Genomic DNA, 20,254 nt, shown 5'->3' on the forward strand with positions numbered 1-20,254 from the left:
CTGCAGAGAAGGTCCATTCCGGTGGAACATTCTACTGCAGTTTTTTGTGTGCGGCGGGTTGAATGAACATCCGGCATCAGGTAAGGTGGAAGGATCAACGGATAGGGGGGAAGCAGCAGTGAAAATCGGATTGTTAATTATCGACCTGCAAGAGGTCCATGTAAGCGGGGTAGAGCAGAAGGAAATTGACCGCGCCTGCGAGTATATCAATTTTGTCTCGGGACTGCTGCGCGCCAAGGGACATGCCGTTATTCATATTCAGGATATTGAGGGCATGCAGCCGTCTGAGGAAGCGAGGTTCGCGATTATCCCTGGAGTCGAGGTTCAGGAGACGGATTTCAATGTGAAGAAGGAATACTCGAACGCCTTTTGGAGGACGGATCTGGAGGAGCTTGCGCGGGAGCAGGGCATCGATCTGCTGATCCTCTCCGGCTATGCCGCTGAGCATTGTGTTCTGTTCACGTATAACGGTGCTGCCGAGAGGGGAATTAAGGCGGTGCTGCTGCAGAATGGGATTCTAAGCTCGCACAAGGATGTAATCACGGCGGCTTACAGAGACCGGAATCTGATTTCTTATCCTGTGATTCAGGCCCTGGTTCAATCTTAACTGGAGAAGGAAAGCCGGACGATACGAAGATAAGATAGGAAGCTTCAGATGATGTGAGCAAAAACACCTCCGGCGCCGAATGGGCCTTGAGGTGTTTTGGGTATGCTGTGCTGTGCTTGCGTGCAGTTATTTCCCCTCAGCACGGGCTAACTCTGCATGCACGATAGGGGCCACCTTGGTGCCCAACAGCTCGATGGCGCGCAGGACCTCACGGTGCGGCATGTAGCCTACATTCACATGCAGGAAGAACCGGGTCACGCCGAGATTCTTACGCAGCAGAATGATCTTCTCGGCGACATACTCTGCGTCACCGACATAGAGGGCGCCGCGTAAGCTGCGGGCATCGTCGAAGGCTGCGCGGTTGTAGGTTCCGCCCCATCCGCGTTCGCGTCCGATGACATTCATCTGGGCCTGGGTGGAAGGGTAGAACAAGGCCGCGGCCTGTTCGTTAGTTTCACCTACGAAGCCATGGGAGTGTGTGGCAATCTGCAGCTTGTCCGGATTATGCCCGGCGCGTGCTGCTGCTTCCTTGTACAGGTTCACCAGCGGAGCGAACCGCTCCGGCATTCCGCCAATAATGGCGAAGGCAATGGGCAGACCCAGTGTTCCGGCCCGCACGGCAGATTCGGGATTGCCGCCGCTGGCGACCCAGACCGGAAGCGGGTCCTGAACAGCACGGGGATAGACCGGCAGATTGTGAATTGCAGGACGATGCCCGCCGCGCCAGGTGACCTTCTCGGAGGCGCGGATCGCCAGCAGCAGCTCCAGATTCTCCTCGAACAATTCATCGTAATCCTCCAGACTGTAACCGAACAGCGGGAAGGACTCAGTGAACGAACCGCGTCCGGCCATAATCTCTGCCCTGCCGTTCGAGAGGCCGTCCAGCGTAGCGAAATCCTGGTAAACCCGCACCGGGTCATCCGAAGATAAGACGCTGACCGCACTGGTCAGTCTAATCCGCTTGGTTGTCGCTGCCGCTGCGGCGAGGATTACAGCCGGGGCACTTCCTGCATAATCCTTACGGTGATGCTCGCCTATTCCATATACGTCCAGGCCCACCTGATCAGCGAGCACGATCTCCTCGACAGCTTCCCGCAGCCGTTCTGCATGACTGATCGTCTGCCCTGTCACCGGGTCCGGTGTAGTCTCCAAAAACGTACTTATCCCAATTTCCATAATTTTCTTATCCTCGGCCATAATGATCCGCCCCTTTCTTCATGTCATCATTCTACTATACTTTTTAATGTTTCTCAACTTTAGTAAGTGAAATGGATGATTTTTATTAGTATATACGGAAGACTCCGTGATTAGCAGGACGCGCCGATGTATGCGAAAAACCGAACACACTGGACAAGTACGTGGGGACGTGTGCGGATGTAATCGAAAAACCGATTACAATTGAACCGGACGCGGCGTGTAGGCGATTGTAATCGAAAAACCGATTACAATGGGACCGGACGCGGCGCGAAGGTGAAATGTAATCGAAAAACCGATTACAATTGAACCGCACGCGGCGCGAAGGCGAAATGTAATCGAAAAACCGATTACAATGGGACCGGACGCGGCGCGTAGGCGAAATGTAATCGAAAAACCGATTACAATTGGACCGGACGGATGGCGTAAAGTAAGTTGTGTACCAAGATTTGGAGTCTAGTCAGACACCAAAAAAGTAGGGTATCCTCGGGATTGCGAAACCACCAAGGAGGAACCCTACCAATGAATATTTTACCCGAAAGTTCTCTGAATAATCTATTTGAAAAACTTGTTAAAGATTTTGTGAAAGACAACATGGAACGCCTGTTGCGCGCCGAAATCCAGGGGTTTATGGACAGTGAAGAAGCGGGTGCCAGTAATAGTCGTAACGGCTATTATACGCGAGACTTACACACGAAATACGGCCATATCGAGGATCTTCAGGTGCCCCGGGACCGCCAAAGCCTTTTCCAGACGCAGATGTTTGAGCCGTACCAGCGGCGGGACGGATGGTTAGAAGAGGCTGTCATCCAAATGTATAAATCGGGCATGGGCACGCGGGATGTGGCCCGGTTCATTGAAAGTATGTTTGGCAGCCACTACTCCCCCACCACGGTCAGCAATATTACGGCTACGGTGCTGGACGATATCCACCAGTGGCAGAAACGGCCCCTGAGCAAACGGTACTCCGTGATCTACTTGGATGGGCTGTACGTGAAGCTGAAACGGGGCACGGTCCGTGGCGAAGTGGTCTACTTTGCGATGGGGATTGACGAGGAGGGACAGCGTCAAATTCTCGGGTTTTACGTGGGCGGCCAAGAGAGTTCGAATGGCTGGCGGGAGGTACTCAAAGACCTGTACGACCGCGGAGCGCAGGAAGTCCTGCTGGGTGTGTTTGACGGACTACCGGGGCTGGATGCGGCGTTTAAAGAGACCTATCCTCAGGCAGATGTACAGCATTGCGTAGTGCACAAAGTGCGGGCCACGTTCCCTAAAATCCGGATGGAGCACAAAACTGATGTCCTTGAAGCGTTGAAAACCGTATATACCGCACCGGATGAAGTGGTAGCCCGGGCTAACTTTGATACGGTCAAAGCGAAGTGGAACAAGCTATATCCGAAGGAAATGAGGTCCTGGGAGGAACAGTTATCCACACTCCTGACGTTCTACAAGTATCCGGAATCGATCCGTAAAGCGATCTACACGTCGAACCCCATCGAACGGATGAACAAGGAAATCCGCAAGCGTCTGAAACCGATGAACAGTCTGACGAACATGGATGCGGCAGAGAAAATCGTGTACCTGGAGATGCTGGAATACAATGAACGTCATGCAGGGCGGGTCGCCCAAGGCTTTGGCATGGATGCCGTTAAAAAGAAGCTAAAAGAGCTATTCGAAACACGCTACCCCTCTTTACCCGCACCGGAAGAGGCGTAGCAGAGAAATCCAGTTTCTGGGGGTCGGGGTTCCCCCTCCCCCCAGAAACACTGCACCCCAACCCGTAACCCGGGGGAGGTACTTCTACTCTCTTACACAAACTTCTTGACGCTACCACCGGACGCGGCGCGAAGGTGAAATGTAATCGAAAAACCGATTACAATTGGACCGGACGCGGCGTGTAGGCGAAATGTAATCGAAAAACCGATTACAATTGGACCGGACGCGGCGCGTAGGCGAAATGTAATCGAAGAACCGATTACAATGGGCATTTTGCCAGGTACGAGGGGGCGAGGGTCTACACTTCTCCACGCCAAAGAGACCGGGTTGCCCCGGCCTCTTTGGCGGCCTGCTGTCTTCAGGATTCAGGATTTATCCTTCTTGACGGCAAGCTGTACAATCATAATAACGAGAACGAGCAGTGCGATGAGCTGGTCTGTACTCATGGTAGTCCGAACCTCCAATCCCGTAACAAGGATGGCTCTTTACGGACCTGCATCTCCTCTCCAAGAAGCTGCTTCGTTCCCCATAATCCAGCCTATGTATTCATACATACACTTAGCACTTAAGCATATAAATATTATTGCAGCAGACGTCTGCCGGGCGGAGCGGCAATGCCTCTAACCAGCCTTGCGTAACGCAGGTGAACCTTCCAGCAATTTTTAGCTTGTACTTCGGATAAGGCTGCTTTAGTATATATAAATTGGCTTATATTTATATCTACTGTAAGGAGTGCATCGGGGAATGCTGCAGATCAAATGGGGGGCTGAATTATGGTTGTGATAGCCTGCCTGATTTTTGTTGTGACTTTGGTTTTTGTGATCTGGCAGCCGCGGAATTTATCGATTGGCTGGTCCGCCTGCGGCGGGGCGATTCTCGCGCTTGCAGCAGGAGTGGTCAGCTTCGGCGATGTCCGTGATGTGACGCTGATTGTCTGGAATGCGACGCTTGCCTTCGTAGCGATTATTCTAATTTCTTTAATTCTTGATCGTGTCGGCTTCTTCGAGTGGGCGGCACTGCATATGGCGGCGGCGGCACGCGGCAACGGCACGCTGATGTTCATCTATGTGATTGTACTGGGTGCAGTCGTGGCGATGCTGTTCGCCAATGACGGGGCAGCGTTGATTCTGACACCGATCGTGCTGGCGATGGTCCGCGCGCTGAATCTCGACGAGCGCAAGGTCTTTCCTTTCATTATTGCCAGCGGCTTCATTGCTGATACCACCTCGCTGCCGCTGACCGTCAGTAATCTGGTTAATATTGTATCCGCCGATTTCTTCGGCATTACCTTCATGCAGTACGCAGGACATATGTGGCTGCCTACCTTGTTCTCGCTTGGAGCAAGTATTCTGGTCTTATATCTGTACTTCCGCCGCAGCATCCCGAAGGCATATGACACCGCTGGCATGAAGCTTCCGGGAGATGCCATCAAGGACCAGCGGATGTTCCGGCTCTCCTGGTTCGTACTCGCGCTTCTGGTAGCCGGATATTTCGTCAGTGAATTCCTGGACATTCCAGTATCCGTGGTAGCGGGAGTAATCGCCATCTGCTTCCTGCTGATGGCCCGCAGAAGTCCTTACGTGAAGACGATGGAAGTGGTCAAGGGGGCACCTTGGGCGATTGTTTTCTTCTCTATTGGTATGTACGTGGTGGTGTATGGCCTGCGTAATGCGGGACTGACGGATGTGCTTGCAGAGATGATCGGCGGGATTGCGAAGCACGGGCTGTTCGCAGCCACGATGGGCATGGGCTTCCTGGCTGCGCTGCTCTCCTCGGTGATGAATAATCTGCCGACGGTGCTGATCGGGGCGCTGGCCATTGATACCGCACACGCCGCGGGTCTGGTGAAGGAGGCTCTGATCTACGCCAATGTTATCGGTTCGGATCTGGGGCCGAAAATTACACCGATCGGTTCACTGGCCACCCTGCTGTGGCTGCATGTGCTGTCCGGCAAGGGTGTGAAGATCTCCTGGGGCACCTATTTCAAAATAGGGATTATCCTCACGGTTCCCACACTGTTCATCACATTGCTGGGTCTATATCTGGAGCTGAGGTGGCTCTGATCAGGGATCTGGTAAGCGAACTGGGGGCCACGATCCCGTGTACCATTCATAATATACAAGGAGCGGTGCAGACCTTAGTCTGACCGCTCTTTTTTGATTGGGGTCCCCGCAAATTACCTGAATATCATCGAAGCTAAAGCCACACTTTGTGGGGCTATTGTGAAATCTAAGCCTATCATTCCTTCGTCTTCTCCTGTTCCTGCTCCGGGTACTTCACCACAGGCCATTTCACCTTGCGCAGGGCGTTCAACAGCTCCGGCCCGGCATGCAGATTGCTGCTGACCAGCTGCTGTGGCGTGAGCGCCATCCACTGGTTGAGGGAGACGTCGGCGAAGCGGTCACTGCGGAACATCTCCAGGAACCAGAGCGTCTCGGTGCCGGTATTCTGAACATAATGCCCCTGTGCAAAAGGCACATAGCCGACATCCCCGGCCCTGACATTGAAGGTGCGGGCATCGCCGTTGCCTCCGAAGACGGTCATTCGTCCTTGGCCGCTGAGGTAATACTGCCACTCATCATTATTCGGGTGCCAGTGCAGCTCGCGCATCGCCCCGGGTTCAATCTCTACCAGTGCTGCGGCGATATTCCGGGAGATGGGGAAATTGCTGGAGTCGACAATCCGCACACTGCCTCCCGGGGTCTTAAGCGGCGGCTGGGCCATCAGCCGGTGCTTGAAGCTCAGCGGAATCTCCCCGTAGGGCGATTCGACCCGCTGGCTTGCAATCGGGCCGGGCACCTGATCCTGATAGATGTACACCTGCTTCTTGGGAAGATAGGCGAATGCAGATTCAGGTACACCGAAGTTCGCGGACAGGACTTCACGCGGCGTATGGGCGAACCAGTCGGAGATTGACAGGGTGTTCAGGTCCGAGAAGCCTCCATCGTCGAACACAAGCAGGAATTCACATCCCTCAGCCAGACCCTGAATGGAATGCGGGATGCCTGGAGGGAAATACCACAGATCGCCGGGACCGACATCGGCAATGAAGTTGCGGCCATTCTGGTCCACGGCTGTAATCCTTGCGCTGCCAAGTAACATGTAGGACCATTCTGCCTGCTGATGCCAGTGCAGCTCACGTACACCGCCCGGCGTCAGGCTCATATTCACGCCTGCAAGGGTAGTGGCCACCGGCAGCTCCCTGACCGTCACCTCACGGGACCAGCCGCCATGATTCAGCTGCATATGGGCGTCGGAGAATGAGAACTTCAGATTCGGGATCAGCCCGTTGTCTGTGACCGGAGGAACGAACATATCGGGATTCTCCCGGTCGCGCATGATGTCACGTGGACCCAGGTCGACATTGCCTGCACCGTCACTGCGGATGGGCTGGGGAATGACGGGCTGGCCTGGAGAACGGGGATGCTCAGGATTCATCACATTGCTCCTTTCTGGAACGCACAGCATTTCAAGAAAATATATGCGCAAATGTGATAATATTTGACTACCGGACAAAGATCCGTACGATAATCAGAGAGCAGGGTTAGAACTAATGACATTAAGTGGACAAGAACGCTACCGCTTCAGCGAAGCGCCTATATGGGAATTGCAGCGCACCTATTATGAACAGCTGGGTCTCCAGGCTTGGGCCAATGACCAGGTTCCGCAGTATATTACAAGCAATCCGATGATTGGAACGGCGTATGCTGAGATCATCTTCGGCTTTCTTCAGGACCGTGCGCAGAAGGGATTCACTAGAGAGCCGGTAGTGGTACTGGAGCTGGGTGCAGGAGTGGGACGTCTGGCGTTCCATGTGCTCCAGCAGCTCTGTGAGCTGATCCAGTATGCGGGCGTGCCGCTGCCGCCGTTCCGTTACGTGATGAGTGATTTACCGTGGAAGAACATTGAAGGCTGGCAGCAGCATGAGGGGCTGAAGCCTTTTGTAGAGCAGGGAATGCTTGATTTTGCCCGCTTCGATGCGGTCCGGGATACGGAGCTGTCCTTAACGCAGAGCGGATTGGTGATTAAGCCCGGGGAGCTGGAGCAGCCGCTGATGGTGATCGCCAACTATTTCTTCGACAGTATCCCGCAGGAGCTGCTCTATGTGGATGAAGGCAAAATCTATGAATGTGAGGTCTCGCTGAAATATCCTGAGCAATCCGCTACGATGGGGCCGTCCGAGGTGCTTCGTGATCTGGTGCCGGAATACCATTACAAGCGTGCAGCGGGCTATGAAGACAGCTCGTATCCTTATCATGAAGTGATTTCCTTCTATCTGGACAAGCTGGAGGATTCACATGTATTGTTCCCGGAGGCAGCCCTGTCCTGCATGGAGCGTCTGGGGGCACTGTCCCGGGGAAGCTTCCTGCTGCTCACTGCCGACAAGGGCGATCACCGGCTGGAGAACTGGGAATTTATCGAGCCGCCGAAGCTGATGCACCACGGCAGCATCTCGCTTACGGCGAATTATCATGCGCTGGTGCATTTTTTTGAGCGGAAAGGCGCACAGTCTCAGTTCACGCAGCATCATTATAAGAATCTCAATGTGGGCTGCATCCTGATGCTGGAGGAGCCGATGCTGCATCCGCATACCCGGCTGGCCTACCGGCGGTTTGTCGAGCGGTTCGGGCCGGATGATTTCTTCAGCCTGAAGGTGTGGATCGACAAGAATTATGACACTATCGGCATGCAGCAGATCCTGGCCTTCTGGCGGCTGGGGGGATATGACGCGGAGCTGTTCATTCAGAGCGCCGAGCGGATCTCCGCGCTGCTGCCGGATGCCAGCGACGAGGAGCTGCTGGACCTTCAGCGGGGGATTGACCGGATGTGGCGGGGCTTCTACCCGATGCCGCAAAAGTATGATCTGGCGCTGGACTGCGGCCTGCTGCTGTTCGAGATGGAGCAGTACGGGGAATCCCGCCGCTTCCTGGAGCATTCGCTGGCGGCGAGTGAGGAGGAGCCGGTAATTACCGTGCTGTACTGCCTGGCGATCTGCAGCTATGAGCAGGAGGATGATGAGGCGGCGCTGGATTATACGCGCAGATCCCTGCTGATCGAGCCGGAGCATGAGGAAGCACTGGAGCTGCTGGCGGCGCTGAGCGAAGCGTAGGGTAGATGGGGAGCTTCTGGGCTGGGGTTATATTGGACGGTGCAAAGGCACGTTGGCCATGGGCCAACCGGCTACCGCCAGTATCGCACATCCATTAGGGTAATTGTCTTCCTGCCGCAAGCAGCCGGCCTTTACACGCTGCGTGAGATTTGATATTCTGTATCCAATAATTTAAACGCGATGACGAGAAGAGTACATTCAGGTTCTTCCCTCACAGAGAGCTCCGGCTGGTGTGAAGGAGCAGGGAAGGCTGGATGGAAACAAGCCTCTGAGCGGCTTACCGGAACCAGGCAGCAGCCGGGGATGGTACGACAGGAGCTCCTGTTACAGAGCTAGAGTATAAGCCCTGCCGGATGGCAGCGCCGTACTTGATGAGATTAATATGGTGACATATTAATAAACCTGGGGTGGTACCGCGAGAATTTCGTCCCCAAGACTTACGGTCTTGGAGGTGAGGTTCTTTTTTGTTGTACCCAGATCAAGCGGTGTACCACCCATGAACAGGAGGAGATTGGAATGACAGAGAATAATGGACCGGCTCTGCCGGAGAATTATATGGATAAGCTGATTAAAGAGGATGTGGAGGCGGGAGTCTTCAGCCGGGAGATTTGCACCCGGTTTCCGCCGGAGCCCAATGGCTATCTGCATATCGGGAGTGCTTTTGCCATCCACACGAATGTGGGAATCGCCCGTAAATATGGCGGACGCTTCCACCTGCGCTTCGACGATACCAACCCGCTCAAAGAGGATAAGGAATACGTGGAGGCGATCATCCGTGATCTTGAATGGCTGGGCTGCAGCCCGGGAGAACATGTCTACTACGGCTCCGATTATTCGGAGGAGATCTACCGCAGGGCAGAAATGCTCATTCTGAAGGGGAAAGCCTATGTCTGTGATCTGACGGTAGCAGAGGTGACGGCTTACCGGGGAAGCTTAACCGGGCCGGGCAAGGACAGTCCTTACCGCAGCCGCACGCCGCAGGAGAACCTGCGGTTGTTCCGGGCGATGCGCGAGGGGGAATACCCGGACGGCGCCAAAGTGCTGCGGGCGCGGATCGACATGGCCTCGCCGAACATGAATCTGCGAGATCCGGTGCTGTTCCGGATTATTCATGCAGAACATTACCGAACAGGCAGTGCCTGGTGTATCTATCCCATGTATGATTTCGCTCATCCGATTCAGGATGCGCTGGAAGGAGTGACGCATTCGCTGTGCTCGATCGAATTCAAAGATCACCGGCCGCTGTATGAGTGGGTGCTGCGGGAACTGGAAATTCCTGAAGCCCCTAGGCAAAGGGAGTTTGGCCGGGTGAACCTGACGGGAGTGGTCACCAGCAAGCGGTATCTCCGGGAGCTGGTTGCCGGGGGCTATGTGGACGGCTGGGATGATCCGCGGCTGCCAACACTCAGCGGACTGCGCAGACGGGGATTCACGCCGGAGAGCATCAGGGATTTCGTCCGGGAGATCGGGATGGTCCGGAATACGGCCATGGTGGATTTCTCGCTGCTGGAGCATTGCCTGAGACAGGATCTTAAGGCCAAGGTGCCGGCTGTCATGGCTGTGCTTGACCCGCTGAAGGTCGTGCTTACCAATTACGCAGCCGGGGCCTCCGAGCTGCTTACTATCAATAACAACCCCGAGAATGCCGGGCTGGGCTCAAGAGAGGTGCCGTTCTCCGGTACGCTCTATATTGAGCGGGCCGATTTCATGGAGGTGCCTGTGAAGGGCTTCCGCAGATTGGTTCCAGGCGGCGAGGTGCGGCTTAAGGGCGGTTATATTATCTGCTGCCATGAGGTCATTAAGGATGCGCAGACGGGAGCCATTCTCGAACTGCGGTGTACCTACGACCCGGAGACTAAGAGCGGCGGTACACTCAGCGGCCGGAAGGTGAGGGGGACCGTGCAATGGGTCTCGGCTGCTCATGCGCGGAAGAGTGACGTACATCTGTATGAGCAACTGCTGACGGATAACAACGGGCCGAAGGAGGAAGGGGAGAGCTGGGAGGAATACATCAATCCGGGTTCCGCAACCTTGCTTAAGGATTGCCTGCTGGAGCCGCTTGCCGGTAACCCTCAGCCCGGGGATACCTACCAGTTCCTGCGTCACGGCTATTTCTGCATCGACAGCAGGCATAGCACAGCTCAGAAGCTGGTGTTCAACCGAATTGTCCCGCTTAAGGACACTTGGAAGGGCAACGCAGCAACATCTGCGGAAGTGTAATAAGTACAAGACCTTTCTCACACCTTCTAGGAACGTTGTACGGACTGGCTACGCTAAGGCTATTTCTTAAAAGCTTACAGAGTTACACAATCAGCGATGCTCTTGTTATGGGAGCATCGCTGATTTGCGTGAGGCGTCTGCCATGTTAAGGGTCGACAAGCGGGAGAATACCGTTTCCGGTTGGGAGTAGAGCGTTGTCTGCACTTTGTACATTAGATTTCATTAAAATCGATCAAAAAACGGCTTCTATTGTAGTTTATACAGCGCACAAAGTACAATCACCTCCAGCAAAGGAGTTCGCCCGATTGTGGGAGCGGGTAATAACATAAGGCATAAGCCTCACTTTATAGAGTCGAATTACATAATATGGGTGAAGGATTAGGTGTGCAGGCATAAGATCAGGCAGCGTATGAAAACCCAGTGAAAATACATTTACAATTCTCATCTTGAGGATTATAATAAAACCAGATCAAATGTTGCACCAGGGAAACTTTCGTGTGTATAGACAACTTTTTCCGGGCAAGAGGAGGACAGAACATGATGGAGCAAAATACCGCAGTAGAATCATCCCCTATACTTAAGGGTCATACAGGTCATACTAACAAACATTCGGCGCAATCGGTGCTTAACGGAGATGTCAAAGGACTGAAGAGACTTCTTCCTTTTCTGGGCCCGGCTTTTATAGCTTCCGTAGCTTACCTGGACCCCGGCAATTTCGCCACTAATATTACCGCAGGCTCGAAATACGGTTATCTGCTGCTCTGGGTCATCTTCGCCTCGAATCTGATGGCTGTACTAATTCAATCCTTATCTGCCAAGCTTGGCATTGCTACCGGCAAGAATCTGCCGGAGGTCGCGCGGGAGCAATTCCCGAAGGGCGTGTCGATCTTCCTGTGGATTCAGAGTGAAATCGTCATTATCGCCACCGATCTTGCGGAATTCATCGGCGCAGCGCTAGGACTTTATCTGCTGTTCGGCATCCCGATGCTTCCGGCGGCACTGATTACCGCGGTAGGATCGTTTGCTATTCTGGAATTACAGCGGCGCGGTTACCGTACGCTTGAGGCCGGAATCGCCGGCATGGTGATGATCGTTGTTCTGGCGTTTGTATTCCAGGTCATTATGGCGAAGCCGGATGCAGGCAGCGTAGTGGCGGGGATGTTCACCCCCAGATTCGAAGGCGTGGACAGCATTCTGCTGGCTGCCGGGATTCTCGGTGCAACGGTTATGCCCCATGCCATCTATCTGCATTCTTCGCTGACCCAGAGCCGTATCGTCGGCGCTAATGAGAAGGAGAAGAAGCAGATTTTCCGGCTCGAATTCATCGATATCCTGATTGCGATGCTGATTGCCGGTGCAGTAAATATGGCTATGGTCATCGTCGCAGCAGCACTGTTCTTCAAGAATGGTCTGGTCGTCGAGGATTTGGATATCGCCTTCGAGCAGTTCCGCAATCTGGCGGGTCCGGTTACAGCGATCTCCTTCGGCCTCAGCCTGCTGATCGCAGGTCTGTCCAGCTCGTCGGTGGGCACAATGGCCGGTGATGTGGTCATGCAGGGCTTCATTAATAAAAAAATCAATCTCTACCTCCGCCGGGCGATCACCATTATTCCGCCGCTCGCCATCATCGCTTTAGGCGTTAATGCGACCAGCGCACTGGTGATGAGCCAGGTCGTCCTTTCCTTCGGGATTGCCTTCGCCCTGATTCCGCTCGTCATCTTCACCAGTGACCGCCGGATCATGCAGGGGCTGGTGAACCACCGGATCACCACCATCCTCGGCTGGATCATCTCCGCCCTGGTGGTCGCGCTGAACCTGTTTCTGGTAGTGGAGATGTTTGTGTAAGTTGTGCATGGAATTGATTATTTGAAGTGTGGACCCTATGCTCCACGGCCAGTAACATTTATAGAGGAATCCTGCAAGATGTGCAACAATACTGCCCCATAGAAGCGCCTTATGCTGAAATCCTGCATAAAATGCAACAAATTCAGCGCTAACTTGCTATAAACACCAGAATTCCTGCAAAAGATGCAACAATCTACCGTAGCCCGTAACTTTTTTAGAGGAATCCTGCAAAATGTGCAACAATGCGATCCATACAAGCGATCCGTGAGCGGAAAGTCTCGGAATTGGCGAGAGATAGGTGGAGCACCTCCAGGAAAGGAAGAAGCTACATTGGATACCACGTACAGTTCACCTGAACTTGCCGGAGGCGGGCGATAGGCGAGAATGAAGAGCAGATGTGCACTTGAATTAGAGTTTGTAACTCCCACTCTTAAACAGCGGAGCGGGCGGAATGATCCGCGGAGAAGCGGAGCGTTCGCCTTTGTATCCGGATTTTCACCGATTAGGGGAATGAAAAAAACCTGGATACAAGAGCGATTGGAACAACATTCCGTTTGCGGAGCGTGCTCACCGGGCGTCGTACGTAAATCATGCGCATAACAAAAGAGGTGTCTCATTTGCCGTTTGCCGGCTTCTGGGACACCTCTTTTCTGTTAAAGGATCAGCCTGCTGCTATTGCTTCACAATATCCTGCACCGCTTTGTCCAGCTTCTCCAGCAGCTGGTCATGGTTCAGCTGGCCGCCGAGGTATTCCTGCATGGCTGCGCCGAAGCCCTGGGTGACGCCGTCAGGGAACATATCCCAGTTCCAGCCCAGCGCATTCCCGGATTTCTCCTGCACGGCAACGGCGACCTGGCCGATATCGGCAGCGTCTGCGGTGATGTTCGCTTCCGCCGGAATGAACTTGAATTCCTTGGTCAGATACTTCTGGCCCGTTTCCGAGCTGACCATCCAGTTCAGGAAGGCCTTGGCTTCCTCCGGATGTGCGGATTTGCTGTTCACGATATAGTTGTTAGGCACGCCCACCAGGATGGTGCCTTCCTCGTTATTGATCGGGAGCGGGAGGAGGCCCAGGTTCAGGGCCGGATCAATTTTGTCGATATCGCCTTGCGTCCAGTTCCCTTGCAGCATCATGGCGGCCTTGCCGGAGGCAAATTCAGCCACCTGGGTCGCGTAATCGGTAGTCATCTTGTTGTCCTGGGCATTGCCTATGATCACATCTACGAGATCCAGCCATTGCTTGAAGACAGCGTTGCCCTTGATGGTCTGTTTGCCCGCCTTCACATCATCAATGAACTGCTTGGGATCAGGCTGGTGCGCCATACCCACGTTAACAAGGTGAATCCCCATGGACCACCACTCATTGGTCGCTTCGAACGGCGTGATACCAGCGGTCTTCAACTTGGCTACGGCGTCCTTGAGCTGGGGAAGTGTCTTAGGCTCTTCCGTAATACCGGCCTTGGCGAACAGATCCTTGTTATAGATCAGCCCGTAGCCTTCAACATTCATAGGCATGCCATAGAGCTTGCCGTCTACGGTTGCCGGTGTCTTGGCGGTCGGAATCAGCTGGGCGGCCCAAGGCTCATTGCTCAGGTCAGTGGCACGGTCCATATAAGGAACAAGGGCTGTATACCCGCCGTTATTGAAAATCTCAGGCTCAGAGCCGGAAGCAATCTCCGCCTTCAGCAGTGCACCGTAATCCTCACCGCCGCCGTGCGTTTCGACCTCAACCTTCACCCCCGTCTCCTTCTCATATTCTTCAGCGAGCGCATTCAGCTGCTCGGCAATTTCCACCTTGAACTGGAACATCTTAATTGTAACATCCTTGGCAGGCGCTTTGCTGGCTTCCGGTGCTGCGGATTCGGTTGACGCGTTAGGAGCATTCGTAGCGCTTCCATTGCCTGCGGAATTCGTATTGCCGCTGTTCCCGCAACCTGCGATAATGAGGGTGCAAACGGTTGCCATGATGAACGCGAACTTTCTTTTCATAGAATAACCTCCCTGGTCTGTGGTTCCTGCTCTTAGAGCTTAATGGAATGGTTAGATGACTTACACTTCATATGTTGCTCGAAAAAGTGGATATTATTGCTGCAAAGGAAAGCCGGCCGAGAGATCACCCTTTAATGGAGCCTGCCGTCACGCCTTCCACAATATAACGCTGGAGCGACAGGAAGAACAAGAGAATAGGCGTAATTGCCATGACGAGACCCGCAAGGGCCAGATCCCACTTCTTGGTGTACTGTCCGAAGAATTTGGTCACAGCTACAGGCAGGGTCGTCAGATCCTTATTCCCGCCGATCACCAGGACAGGCAGCAGGTAGTCATTCCAGATCCATAGCGTATTCAGGATAATGACGGTTACAATAATCGGCAGCAGCAGCGGGAAGACGATCCGGAAGAACACGCCGTACGGATTCGAGCCATCCACCCGCGCGGCTTCCTCCAGCTCCAGAGGCACTGTCTTGATGAACCCGTGGAACAGAAAGACCGACAGCGGCATCCCGAAGCCTAGATAACAGGCCACAATGCCGTATAGCTCGCCGCGCAGCTCCAGCAGGCTGGTCACCCGGACCAACTGCAGCATGAGTGACTGGAACGGAATGATCATCGCCGAGACCAGCAGCAGGAAGACGAAGGAATTGAAGCGTGTCGGCTTGCGCACAATCTGGTAAGCGGCCATCGAGCTGAACAGGACGATGAAGATTACACTTAGAATCGTAATGGACAGAGAGTTGAAGAAGGCCTGCGGGAAGTTAATGGCATCCCAGACCTTGGAATAGTTACTCCAGTGGAATACTTGCGGCCAGGAAGCGGCATCGATCAGGATGTCCTTCAGCCCCTTAACCGAGTTGCTCAGGACCAGATAGAACGGTGACAGAAAGACAATAGCCAGCAGAATGGCGGCAATTTCGAGGATGAAGTTGCCCGGGCGGTAGCGGCTGCTGTTCATTAGGCGGACACCTCTTTTCGTTTGGTAAGCCAGACCTGGGTGACGGTGATCAGGGAGACGGCGGCGAAGAAGAGCAGCGCTTTGGCTGTACCCAGGCCATACCGGTTGTTGATCAGCGCCTCCGCATAAATGTTATAGGCCAGCGACTGGGTCGAGGTGCCCGGCCCGCCTTTGGTCAGCGACAGGTTGAGGTCGAACATTTTGAAGGCATTGGAGGTCGTCAGGAACAGGCAAATGGTGATCGCCGGCATAATCAGCGGGATGTAGACGCTCTTGAACAGCTGCGGAGCGCGGGCACCGTCTATGCGGGCAGCTTCAATGAGATCCTTCGGAATCCCGGCCAGCCCGGCGATATAGATGACCATCATATAACCGGCCGTCTGCCAGACGAACACGATCACCAGACCCCAGAACCCGGTGCTTGGCGTGCCCAGCCAGGGCAGCTGGAAGAATGAAATCCCGGTCAGCTCGCCGATTGTAGCGAAGCCCTTGGTGAAGATGAACTGCCAGATGTAGCCGAGCAGAATGCCGCCGATCACATTGGGCATGAAAAAGACAGTACGGAGCAGCTTCTTCGTCTTCAGCGTCGTCATTAGAATGAAGGCCAGCAGCAGCGCAAGCACGTTGGCAGCCACAACCGAGATTACGGTGAAGCGCAGGGTGAAGACCAGGGACTCCCAGAACTTATCGTCATTCATGAAAATCCGTTTCCAGTTGGCCGCGCCGGTCCAGACCGCTTTGTCCAGATCCAGCCCGTTCCAGTCCGTGGAGGAGTAGTAGAAGCCAAGGAAGAACGGGGTGACCACAATGGTCAGGAAAAAGAGCAGACAGGGGCCGAGAAATACGATTTGCTGTCCCCAGCCGCGCTGTATACCTAGAGTTTTTCTCATATAGACTCTCCTTTGGGTAAGTTTGGGTAAGCTATCTACGGGTTCACAGCTTGATTATAGAAAGCCCGGGCCACCGCTAACACTTCATTTCATGCCGGGAAAAGTGGATTATATTGCAGGCCGTACGGCTCACACAACTTCTAGGAGGTTCCCCCATGTTCAAGAACAGCATCCGTACACGGCTGATGGCCTTAGTGCTGCTGGCGTCAGTGATCCCGTCAGGCATCTCTGTGACCTTCTCTTATCTCTATACGAGGCAGTCGGTTACGGACCAGTCCGTGAAGCAGAATACGAAGCTGCTGACGCTGGGGGAGGCGAATCTCCGGAGTTATTTCAGCGGCATGAATCAGCGGGCGATGTCGCTATATAGTGGAATTAATGTTCCCGGCTCCTTTTACACCACCCTGCTTACCGCCAAAAATTCCGCTCAGGCCCCGCCTGGCACGATTCTGCCGGACACCCGGGCCATCATCTCTACCCAGCTGTACAATCTGTTTCTCTCTGACCGCAATACGTATCAGATTCATCTGTATGTGAGGGCTGCCAGGCAGTCCAATCTGCTGCTTAAGGGGTATTTCCGCCGTGAGGATAACGGCAGCTATGCCGCGGCGAGCGGGCTTGCCGCAGGCACCTACCGACCATATCTCGAAGTGGCGCATATGGACCATCAATATGGAGTGAAGTCCGGCTTCCCCAATCTGAAGCCGGGGAGCGTGCCGGTTTTTACGGCTCATTTTCCCATCTACCGGACCCCTAGTGACAGCGTACTGGCAGATTTGTCGATTGATTATACGCTGGGGGAGCTGGAGGGGATTGTGGAGTCGATGTACAATTCAGACACCGAGCGCCTGTATGTGCTGAATGAGCAAGGCGAGGCGCTGTTCGCCTCCGATCCGGACTGGATCGGGAAGCCGGTCACTGCGGGCTGGAGCCGTCTGCCCGCAGAGCAGGACAGCGGGCATTTCGCCTGGAAGAAGGACGGCTTCCAGGGGATTGTAATGTACAAGCAGATCAAGGACCCTCTGTTCAGCGGAAGCATTATCAAGCTGGTGCCGTATGAGGATCTCTACACAGACGCAAGGGTAATTACCCGGTTCAATATGGGCATCGGACTGCTGTTCCTCCTGATCGGGGGCATCAGTGCCGTGCTGATCTCCATCGGCTTCACCCGTCCGATCAAGAAGCTGATTCACTTCACACAGAAGGTGCAGACCGGCCAGCTGGATGCGCATATGGATGCCGAGCGGGAGGACGAATTCGGGCTCCTTACCCGCAAGATCACCGGCATGACCCGCACGATCAATGAGCTGATCGTTAAGGAATACCGGCTGGAGCTGGCGAACAAGACGAATCAGCTGAAGGCGCTCCAGGCCCAGGTGAACCCGCATTTTCTCTACAATGCACTGCAATCCATCGCCAGCCTGTCCTTGCGCTATAATGCGCCGAAGGTGTATGATCTCATCTATTCCCTGGGCAGCATGATGCGTTATTCAATGAATACCGAGCGGACCCAGGTACCGCTGCGTGATGAGATTGAGCATGTGCAGAACTATATGGTTCTCCAGACAGAGCGGTTCGGCGAAGAGAATCTGCAGCTTGCGGTTGAAGCGGGGCCGGAGACTCTGGAGCTGATCCTGCCGAAGATGATCCTGCAGCCGATTGTGGAGAATATCTTCAAGCATGCCTTCGCTGACGGGATAAGCGGGGGGCTGATCCAGATCGAGTGCAGGCTGGAGGGGGTGGCCAAGCTGGTGCTTGCTGTGAAGGATAACGGCCGGGGCATGAGCCCGGAGCGGCTGGAGGAGATTACGGCCTGCCTCAGAGGCAGCAGCCAGCAAGGCCAGGAGGAGATCGGCCTGTACAATGTGCTGGCCCGCCTGCGGCTCCAGTTCGGCAGCGCAGCGGAAATGCAGCTTAAGAATAATGAAAACGGCCAGGGACTTACCGTTACGCTGATTATTCCGCTGGAGGAGATAGACCGTTAATTTGGGCTTTTGTCCAGTGAAGCTCACAGCATAAATATTTAACACGATAAATGATCCTTAAAAGGAGCGGCTGAGATGAAGGTGCTGATTGTAGATGATGAGAAGCATGTGCGGGAGGCCATCCGTTATTTTGTTCCGTGGGACAGCTATAACATCTCCGGGATCTATGAGGCGACTAACGGGCAGGAGGCGACACGGATCATGGAGGAGCATCAGCCGGCTGTCGTGTTCACGGATATGCGGATGCCGCTGATGGACGGGGCGGAGCTGCTGGAATGGCTGCACCGGCATTATCCGCATACGAAGACGATTGTCATCAGCGGATATCAGGATTTCAATTATGTGAAGCCGGCCATCGTATACGGCGGTACGGATTATCTGCTGAAGCCGCTGAACAGCAAGCAGCTGATTGCCTCTGCGGAGCATGCCTTCAAGCTGTGGATGGAAGAGGAAGCGGAACGAAAGCGGCGGCAGCGCCAGAACATGCAGCTCAACGCGCTGCGTCCGCTCTACTGGGACAAGATGCTGTCCGATCTGGTGAGCGGACAGGCCTCGTTCCATGAGCTGAAGCTGTCCCTCTGTGAAGAGCTGGGGATGCCGATCGGGGCGCAGGAGTGCAGAATCGCCGTCATCCCGCTGCAAGCTGCAGACTGCCACCTGCTGCGGAGATTCCGCGGGGATGTGGCCTTGACGGCCTTCGTGCTGGCTAATGTCTGCAATGAAGTGATGGCCGCAGACCAGAACGGCTATGCCTTCCGCAATTGGCAGGGCGGCGGCGAGCTTGTAGTTCTGCTGTGGAGCGCTGCGGCCCAGGCGGAGGAGATGCTTAACCGCATGAATGAAGCCATCCGCCAGGCGTTTGGCGTTCAGCTGGATATCGGGCTTAGTCCGCTGAACCCGTTGCCGGAAGGGCTGCGGTCTGCTTTTGAACAGGCAGGACAGGCGCTTGCGGAGCGGAATCTATTACAGCGGGACGGGCGAATCCATCCCTTCAGAGCGCATGGGGACGGAAGTGGACCTGCACACGACTACGGCTTGGAGGAACGGCTGGATAAGCTTAGAATCGCCGTATTGTCCGGCGATCTGGAGCGGATGGAGCGGGTGGCGGAGGAGTGGGCCGGGCATCTGGCCGGGCTGCCGCTGCTCACGGAGCGCGTTCTGCTCCAGCAGCAGACGGAGATTCTGGGGGTTCTGAAGCGCTGGCGGCCGGAGGAGGAGCTCAGCCTGGAGCGCTGTTATGACGCCGAGGGGCTGTTCTCGGTGGAGAACTGGCAGTTCCGGCTGAAATCGCTGCTGCACCGCTTGTCCAAGAGCAGCCCGCAGGCCCCGGACAGCCGGCTCGTCCAGGAGATCAGGGAGTACCTGGACCGGAACTATGCGCAGGAGATGACACTGCAGCATATTGCGGAACGCTTTTTCATCAGCAGGGAGAACGTGTCGCGCAAGTTCAAGCAGGTTACCGGGGAGAATCTGTCGGATTATCTGACCGGCCTCCGCGTGGAGAAGGCGAAGACGCTGCTCCAGAATACGAATCTGCGGCTGTCGCAGATCGCGGAGCTGGTGGGCTATGAGGATGAGAAGTATTTCAGCCGTGTCTTCAAGAAAACCGCCGGCCTTACGCCAAGAGAATACCGCAAGCAGGAAGAAGAAGCGTGAGTATGTATCGTTCACAGCCTGCCTTTCAGCATTTCCCGGTCTGCAACCGATAATAGCTATATGGGCAATGAATACATAGCT

13 protein-coding genes and 1 other annotated feature are annotated in these 20,254 nt (G+C 54.6%); of the genes, 8 read left to right on the top strand and 5 right to left on the bottom strand.

Features of this window, described 5'->3' with window-relative positions; all coding sequences use genetic code 11:
- Positions 1-118 precede the first annotated feature (118 nt).
- Positions 119-607, top strand: coding sequence for a cysteine hydrolase family protein (locus tag MKX63_RS08590; RefSeq protein WP_341016494.1), 489 nt, complete (start codon positions 119-121; stop codon positions 605-607).
- Between the two features lie 126 nt (positions 608-733).
- Here the strand turns inward: MKX63_RS08590 and MKX63_RS08595 are convergent, their stop codons facing one another.
- A complete protein-coding gene (locus tag MKX63_RS08595; RefSeq protein ID WP_341016495.1) occupies positions 734-1,783 on the bottom strand; it encodes an LLM class flavin-dependent oxidoreductase in 1,050 nt (349 codons plus the stop codon).
- Positions 1,784-2,323: 540 nt separating this feature from the next.
- Here MKX63_RS08595 and MKX63_RS08600 point away from each other — a divergent pair.
- Both MKX63_RS08600 and MKX63_RS08605 read left to right on the top strand, forming a co-directional pair.
- On the top strand, positions 2,324-3,517 hold the full coding sequence (locus MKX63_RS08600) for an IS256 family transposase (RefSeq protein WP_341016497.1): 1,194 nt from the start codon (positions 2,324-2,326) through the stop codon (positions 3,515-3,517).
- A 773-nt stretch (positions 3,518-4,290) separates the two neighbouring features.
- Positions 4,291-5,580 (top strand): arsenic transporter, encoded by a 1,290-nt coding sequence (locus MKX63_RS08605; protein ID WP_341016499.1) that lies wholly within the window; start codon positions 4,291-4,293, stop codon positions 5,578-5,580.
- A 175-nt stretch (positions 5,581-5,755) separates the two neighbouring features.
- Here the strand turns inward: MKX63_RS08605 and MKX63_RS08610 are convergent, their stop codons facing one another.
- A complete protein-coding gene (locus MKX63_RS08610) occupies positions 5,756-6,955 on the bottom strand; it encodes an oxalate decarboxylase family bicupin (RefSeq protein ID WP_341016501.1) in 1,200 nt (399 codons plus the stop codon).
- A 115-nt stretch (positions 6,956-7,070) separates the two neighbouring features.
- Between MKX63_RS08610 and MKX63_RS08615 the strand changes: the two genes are divergently transcribed.
- From MKX63_RS08615 to MKX63_RS08625, 3 genes are all read left to right on the top strand, one after another.
- Positions 7,071-8,627, top strand: a complete 1,557-nt coding sequence (locus tag MKX63_RS08615; protein WP_341016502.1) for a tetratricopeptide repeat protein — start codon at positions 7,071-7,073, stop codon at positions 8,625-8,627.
- Between the two features lie 171 nt (positions 8,628-8,798).
- Positions 8,799-9,062 (top strand) — a binding site (T-box leader).
- A gap of 81 nt (positions 9,063-9,143) precedes the next feature.
- Positions 9,144-10,847, top strand: a complete 1,704-nt coding sequence (locus MKX63_RS08620) for a glutamine--tRNA ligase/YqeY domain fusion protein (protein WP_341016503.1) — start codon at positions 9,144-9,146, stop codon at positions 10,845-10,847.
- 537 nt (positions 10,848-11,384) lie between these two features.
- Positions 11,385-12,692: an Nramp family divalent metal transporter gene (locus MKX63_RS08625; protein WP_341016505.1), complete on the top strand. Its 1,308-nt coding sequence runs from the start codon at positions 11,385-11,387 to the stop codon at positions 12,690-12,692.
- A gap of 672 nt (positions 12,693-13,364) precedes the next feature.
- Here the strand turns inward: MKX63_RS08625 and MKX63_RS08630 are convergent.
- The 3 genes from MKX63_RS08630 to MKX63_RS08640 form a co-directional block, all read right to left on the bottom strand.
- Positions 13,365-14,681, bottom strand: a complete 1,317-nt coding sequence (locus tag MKX63_RS08630) for an ABC transporter substrate-binding protein (protein ID WP_341016507.1) — start codon at positions 14,679-14,681, stop codon at positions 13,365-13,367.
- A 124-nt stretch (positions 14,682-14,805) separates the two neighbouring features.
- Positions 14,806-15,642, bottom strand: coding sequence for a carbohydrate ABC transporter permease (locus MKX63_RS08635; protein WP_341016509.1), 837 nt, complete (start codon positions 15,640-15,642; stop codon positions 14,806-14,808).
- On the bottom strand, positions 15,642-16,532 hold the full coding sequence (locus tag MKX63_RS08640) for a carbohydrate ABC transporter permease (protein ID WP_036730439.1): 891 nt from the start codon (positions 16,530-16,532) through the stop codon (positions 15,642-15,644). Before MKX63_RS08640 ends, MKX63_RS08635 begins: the two co-directional genes overlap by 1 nt.
- Positions 16,533-16,687: 155 nt before the next feature.
- On the opposite strand from MKX63_RS08640, the gene MKX63_RS08645 reads away from it, so the two are divergent.
- On the top strand, positions 16,688-18,517 hold the full coding sequence (locus MKX63_RS08645) for a sensor histidine kinase (RefSeq protein WP_341016511.1): 1,830 nt from the start codon (positions 16,688-16,690) through the stop codon (positions 18,515-18,517).
- Between the two features lie 75 nt (positions 18,518-18,592).
- Entirely contained in the window at positions 18,593-20,173 is a 1,581-nt protein-coding gene (locus MKX63_RS08650; protein WP_341016513.1) for a response regulator, read from the top strand.
- The last annotated feature ends 81 nt before the right edge of the window (positions 20,174-20,254 follow it).

Origin of the sequence: Paenibacillus sp. FSL R7-0179, from assembly GCF_038002265.1 — a bacterium.
GTDB lineage: Bacteria > Bacillota > Bacilli > Paenibacillales > Paenibacillaceae > Paenibacillus_AQ.